The 6,690-nt window shown below is 33.1% G+C and carries 6 protein-coding genes; 3 read left to right on the plus strand and 3 right to left on the minus strand.

The genetic code is table 11. The features are described from left to right. The 3 genes from F6K22_RS26435 to F6K22_RS26445 form a co-directional block, all read left to right on the plus strand. Positions 1–1,949: response regulator (locus tag F6K22_RS26435; RefSeq protein ID WP_293104915.1), on the plus strand; the 1,949-nt coding region annotated here is incomplete at its 5' end. 296 nt (positions 1,950–2,245) lie between these two features. Next, positions 2,246–2,368, plus strand: a complete 123-nt coding sequence (locus tag F6K22_RS26440; protein WP_293104918.1) for a hypothetical protein — start codon at positions 2,246–2,248, stop codon at positions 2,366–2,368. A 573-nt stretch (positions 2,369–2,941) separates the two neighbouring features. Next, positions 2,942–4,192: a DNA cytosine methyltransferase gene (locus F6K22_RS26445; RefSeq protein WP_293104921.1), complete on the plus strand. Its 1,251-nt coding sequence runs from the start codon at positions 2,942–2,944 to the stop codon at positions 4,190–4,192. A 537-nt stretch (positions 4,193–4,729) separates the two neighbouring features. Here F6K22_RS26445 and F6K22_RS26450 read toward each other — a convergent pair. The 3 genes from F6K22_RS26450 to F6K22_RS26460 form a co-directional block, all read right to left on the minus strand. Continuing rightward, complete coding sequence (locus tag F6K22_RS26450) at positions 4,730–5,152, minus strand: FHA domain-containing protein (RefSeq protein ID WP_293104924.1); 423 nt, start codon at positions 5,150–5,152, stop codon at positions 4,730–4,732. A gap of 136 nt (positions 5,153–5,288) precedes the next feature. Then, complete coding sequence (locus tag F6K22_RS26455; protein WP_293104927.1) at positions 5,289–6,170, minus strand: PRC-barrel domain-containing protein; 882 nt, start codon at positions 6,168–6,170, stop codon at positions 5,289–5,291. Positions 6,171–6,399: 229 nt separating this feature from the next. After that, a partial coding sequence (locus F6K22_RS26460) for an FHA domain-containing protein (protein WP_293104930.1) occupies positions 6,400–6,690 on the minus strand: 291 nt, incomplete at its 5' end.

Here is a 6,690-nt window from a genome sequence, read left to right on the forward strand (position 1 = left end):
TGCAAATTAGTAATAATGATATTTACGAATTTCAATTTACCGTGCAAGATACTGGTATTGGTATTACTCCAGAGAATATAGAATACTTGTTTGAGTCTTTTACTCAGGGTGATTCTTCAATTACTCGTAATTATGGTGGTACTGGTCTAGGTTTAGCAATTAGTCAACAGTTAGCTAAATTGATGGGGGGTAAAATCTGGGTTGAGAGTGAATTGGGTCGAGGTTCAACTTTCTACTTTTCAATACTTGCTCCATCTGTTGTACAAACAACGGATATTAATGAAGAGGCAAAGCAATATTTAGCTAAAAAACGATTACTCATCGTAGACGATAATGCAACTAACCGACAAATGCTGACTATACAAGGGGAGTCTTGGCGAATGTTAACTTGGGATGTTGAGTCTGGTGCTAAAGCTATTGATTTAATTAATCAGGGAATAAAATTTGATTTGGTAATATTAGATAGGTCAATGTCTGAAATGGATGACTGCACTCTAGCTAAAACAATTCGCGAACAGACTTTAGCTCAGAATTTACCTTTGGTGCTTTTGGGTAATTTGAAGGAATATAAATTGCCGGCAAAATGTCAAGAATTTAATTTTGCTGCAGTTATTAATAAACCAATTAGAGTATCTGTACTTTATCAGACTTTGATTAAGATTTTTACAGCAGAAAAAACCGATGTCGAAAAGTTGTCTACTGTCTCAGAAACTGAAGTTAAGTCAGTAGAAAACCTCCGAATATTGTTGGCAGAAGATAATGTAGTTAATCAAAAGGTTGTCCTGCTACAGCTAAAGCAGTTAGGATACGGAGCAGATGTGGCAGCAAATGGCATAGAAGTTTTAGAAGCTTTGCAACGTCAGCCTTATGATGTGGTGTTGATGGATGTGCAAATGCCGGAAATGGATGGATTGGAAGCTACTCGTATTATTCGTCAGCAATGGTCGCCTGAATTATGCCCCCAGATTATTGCTATTACTGCTAATGCTATGGCAGAAGAGCGGGATAAATGTTTGGAAGTTGGCATGGATAATTTTATCACTAAACCTATGAAAGTTCCGGAGTTAGCCCAAGCACTACAACAAGCTTGCAGAATTGATATAGACATAACAAGATGGAAAAATATTAATGATACAAAGACTAATCGACAATTCAGCAAGAATATTAAAAAGGATTCTCTAATCAAGCCTAAATCAATGTTAGATGTGACAATGTTAGAGTCAATTATCAGTATGGGAGGCAAGGAACTTTTAGGTGAAATTATTGAAGATTATCTCAATTTTGCCCCTAGTAGGTTAGCAGCAATTCGAGAGGCAATTGTAGCTGATGATGCTAATAAATTACGAATGACTGCTCATGTTCTACGTTCTAGTAGTGGTAATCTCGGAGGAGTTACTTTAGGGAATATATGTAATCAATTGGAAAATTTAGGACGTAAAAATACTACTCTGGGAGCAGCAGAAATTTTTCCTTTATTAGAAATTGAGTATGAACAATTCAAACAGGGATTAATTCATTTTAAATCTACTAAAAATATTGATCTTTCAACTCCTCAAGAAACTTCTGTAACTAGAAATATTTACTCTGATACTAGCAGTGAATTTGTTGATACTATTGGGTACAAGAGTCAGGATGATTCTGTTTTAGATTTAACAGTTTTAGATTCTATTCGCAACAGTCAAATCATTGAAGATTATTTACAAAATTCTCCTCATCAGATGGAACTAATTTTCAATGCAATTGCAATCAATTCTACTGAATATTTAAAACTAGCAGCCCAAAGTTTAGGAACTAGTAGTTCTAAGATAGGGGCGATAAATCTTGCTAGTTTATGTGAGAAATTGAGCAATTTATCTGGTTCCGATCTAATCATAGAAGGAACTGATTTGTTGTTACAAGTTGATGGTGAATATGAAAGAGTAATAGAAGCTTTAAAACACAAATTATAGCTGAAGTTAGAATTAATTCCTGACTGAGTTTGAGAATTTATAAATGTCCGCGCCCCATTTGCGTAGTGCTGTATGCTGAATCTAATAAAAAGATTAGCGTTGCTGATGTAGATATGATATCAAATTATGAATATAAACTTTGAATGGGTATGATATAAATATCCATTCTTTAATAATATTAATTATTATTAGTTATCAGCAAGATATAGCAATCCTATTTTATACCAATTCCCAAAAGCATTGCTATACTTATGCCGCACTTCAGTTATTAAGTAATTAATACAGGAAAAATCACCATGCTTGCTAATAATAGCCCAGTTAATGTTTATTATTTTTATATTGTACGGACGTTGCATGCAACGTCCCTACCTCCCCACACTCCCCACACTCCCCACACTCCTCCACCCGATCGGGTATAGCATTCTTTTTAATAAATGGTATTATTCGTGTCAAAAATATTGCCACGTTTTGGAGATAGAGAATAGGGACTGATTAATTGTTACAACCTATGCGCGGATTGTCATATAGTAGTCACCATTCCTATTATAATATTTTCAAATTCTATTACCGAAAAATTAAGGTTTAAAACCTATCCTTTCAAGGAAAAAAAATTCTTTTTAACCAATCCTCTTCTTTTTAACTAGCTATTAGCTTTTAGCATTCAGCTAGCCTCCTGCGGAGGAACTGCGTTAACAGCTTTTTGAGCTTGGGTAAAACATCCCCTGCTTCTATAAGCAGGATAGTTTAGGAGGGGTTTAAATCCCCTTCTAAACGTTTACTGCTGAGTGGCTGAGTGGCTGATTGCTGATTGCTTTTTTAAGAATAGGTAATTATTAATTATTAATTATTAATTGTTAATTATTGACCTTAGTCACAGGAATGATTTAACTTTTAACTCTTGCGATATGAGTCTCAGCAACTTTTTAAAAAGAGTTGATATAATAGCAAAAATTCAATAAAATTAAGATTAATTGTAAGTCTTGAGATGTGGTATGCAACGACCAATTGGTATCGATTTATTTGCTGGTGCAGGAGGTATGACCCTTGGCTTTGAACAAGCAGGATTTGATATACCTGTTTCTGTGGAGTTAGACCCTATTCACTGTGCTACTCATAAATTTAATTTTCCCTTTTGGTCGATATTATGTCGCAATCTTGTTGATATTACTGGAGATGAAATTAGACAGTTATCAAATATTCAAAATAGAGAAATTGATGTAGTTTTTGGGGGTCCTCCATGTCAAGGCTTTTCCATGATGGGAAAACGCACCTTAGATGACCCACGCAATGCACTTATATCTCATTTTTTTCGGTTAGTTTTGGAGTTAAAACCTAAGTATTTTGTGATGGAAAATGTTCAAGGATTAACTGTGGGAAAATACCAAATATTTCTTCAGGAAGTACTTGATAAATTATCCAAAAATGGTTATCAAGTTCAGCAACCTTATCAAGTCTTAAATGCTGCTCATTATGGCGTACCTCAAAATCGGGAAAGATTATTTATATTAGGATGTCAAAATGGTTTAATATTACCAAATTATCCTCATAGTCAAACAGATAAAAAATTAGAAAACTATATAACTGTTTGGGATGCAATAGGAGATTTACCCGAAGTTGAAAAATACGTTGAATTATTAGAAAAAGATTGGGTAACAGCAGAAAAAGATTATGGCAAACCCAGTAAATATGCTAGAAAAATGCGTAGTTTGAAACGTTTGAATAATGATTATTCTTATAAACGTGAATACGATCGGACAATATTAACCTCTAGCTTACGCACAAGACATACACCAAAATCAATAGCAAGATTTAGTGCGACAGCTCCCGGAAAAATTGAACCAGTAAGTCGCTTTTATAGACTTAATCCTAACGGTATTTGTAATACACTCAGAGCAGGAACACCAAGTAATAGGGGTGCATATACTTCTCCTAGACCAATACATCCATTTACACCTAGATGTATCACAGTTAGAGAAGCAGCAAGACTACATTCATATCCTGATTGGTTTAGATTTCATGTGACAAAATGGCATGGTTTTAGACAAGTTGGTAATTCAGTTCCACCACTATTAGCAAAAGCAGTTGCTCAAGAAATTATTCATGCTTTAAATATTCAGCCACTTAAACCTAGAAGGAAAAAATATAAGTTAGAAAAATCAGAAAATTTAGCGCTCAATATGTCTATAGCTACCGATCTATATGGTGTCGATAGACATACTATTGCACCAAGAAGGAGAAAATAAAAATTAAATAATTAATTGATAATTAATCCTTGGATTTATACAGCGTTTTCCCTTGTTATGAGGTACAAAACTTTAGGTTTGAGGGAACAGGGAACACTTAACTGGGAACAGGGAATAGAAAAGAAGAAAAACAACTGTACCTCATAACTTCTAATTAATAATACAAAATTAATATGAAGTTGCATAAAATAAAATTTTAATCAGAGTTGACTGTAGATGAAAGATAGGCAAGTTAATGAATTCATAATTCTGTACAACCTCACAGAAAATTGGTATAAGTAATACCAAATTCAACAAATTAAAAAAAGGTCGTTATAGTAAAAAAAGAGTAGGGGGAAATAATTGATGATTTATGTACGATAATTGATTTGATTTTTGATTATCGCAGATGTCTAATAAAAACAATAAAATTTATCGCAAAGTAAAGATTTGTTTGCAAAATATACTGATGATGAATCTTAGACTAGGAAGTTTTTTTTCCACTGCTGTCTGCTACCTATGATAATTTACTTTCATATTCCCATACACAATCAAAGATTAATAAATATCTGTTTGTGTAATATCCTCATTTACAAAGGAAGTTTGAGGAAAATTTTTATTAGTTAAAAATATTTCTTTCTTAGATAACTCATCTTTTTTATCCGCAAATTCAGAACCTAATTCTTGAGTCCAAATTTTAATTTTAGGTCCAGAACTACCAAATCTAATAATCATTTCATTTACCACCGATCTTTGAATAATTGGTCGATCATCTACATAAGTACCATTAACACCAAAATTGACGATCATCCAACCAGACCGATCTTCCCAAAGTTCTGCATGATAACGAGAAACTATAGCACTGTAAACTATTACATCATTATCACTTGCTCTACCTATACGAATTAATGATTTTGCTTCCCAACTCCAATTTTGAACAGGAACTAATTGAGTTGGATGTAATAAGGCTAAACTAATCACTTATAATAATTATTTAATATACTTAACATTAGTTTTAATATTTTAGGAAATAGTGATTACTGGGAATAGGGAACAGATATTAATATTAAACTGTACCTCACCATCCTCAAAATATCCGTAATTATGGCTATATTTGTCAATCATTTGTATTTTGCTCTCCCTCATCTTTTGAGGAATTAAAAATTTTTATCCCTTGAGACTTTACTCCATCAATTTTTTCCTTCGCTTCTGTTGTTACTTGTTGAATTTTGGTAGAAAATTCATCTGTAGTTGCCTGAGTTTTCCGATTTTTTTTCTCTGTAGATTTAGTTTGAAAATCTTCTACTTTTTGTTTCGCTTGTTCTGTGACTACTTGGGCTTTTTCTTGAGCTTGTTTTTTCACAACCTTGGCTCTTTGTTGAAATCCTAGAGCTAATTTTTTAGCCTCACCTCGTGCGATATCAATATGTTCTCTAGTTCTGACTAAATCTGCTTGTAAAAAGTTATGAAGCAAACCTAGTTTTTCAGCAACCCCTCCAGTATAACATTGAGGATTTTCTACAGAACTATTGACTACTATTACCCGTTTATTACCAGCACTAGAAACTGCTTCTGCTTCTAGTAAATAAACACTATCCAAAACACCTCGCCAGCCATTAGATTTAAACAAATAATTCACTATTGCACCTGTTTTGATATTGAGAATATATTCTACAATAAAACCCACTTTTTCCCCTGTATCAGTCCAAAGTTCATTACCAATTATATTAACAATATTATTGTGTTCTTCCAAATTATCTACTTGTGGTTTCCCATTAACTAGAGTAGCATCAGCGCCAATAGTCTCAATTTGTTTCCAAGCAAAATATTTTTTTTGTTTACCAAATAAACCAGACTTACAGATAAAACCTATAACTTGATGAGATTGAGGATCTAGGCATAATTCTTCTATGCAACCTTGTTCTTCAACTGTTTCACGGTCAAGCACTAACCTCTTCAACAGTTGACTATGTTTAATTACCTCTGGTATTTTATTCATAATTTTACTCCTAACACAGAGTTTTGATAAATATATTGATTGAGGAAGAAGTAAGAAGTAATTTTAAATAATAGAGGTACGATCTTTTTTTCTCTTCCCTATTCCCCATTGCCTAAAATCCAAAATTATATATCTCACCAAGTTTTATCAACCCTATATAAGAGATAATAAAGGTTGCAAAACAATCAAATTAATCCCATCACAAAAATCAGACCATTCATTAAGCAACCTATTCAGATTTTGTATCTCCAAATAAGTCTTTTTGTGGACATTCCCGATCTAACATCGGCCTTAATAATGGGGTTTCAACTTTGTCTAAATCGTTTTCTTGGCGATAATTTTGCCTTTGTTGAAAATTAAATACCTTTGATTGATTGTGGATATATATCGCAATTTTTGGTCCAGTAAGAGCCAAATTAATTATCAACCCACTAACTACCCTAACTTTCCTGATTGGTTTACCATCAATGTATGTACCATTGCTACCTAAATTAATAATTTCCCAATCGCGATGATTAGC

Source organism: Okeania sp. SIO2F4, assembly GCF_010672385.1.
GTDB lineage: Bacteria > Cyanobacteriota > Cyanobacteriia > Cyanobacteriales > Microcoleaceae > Trichodesmium.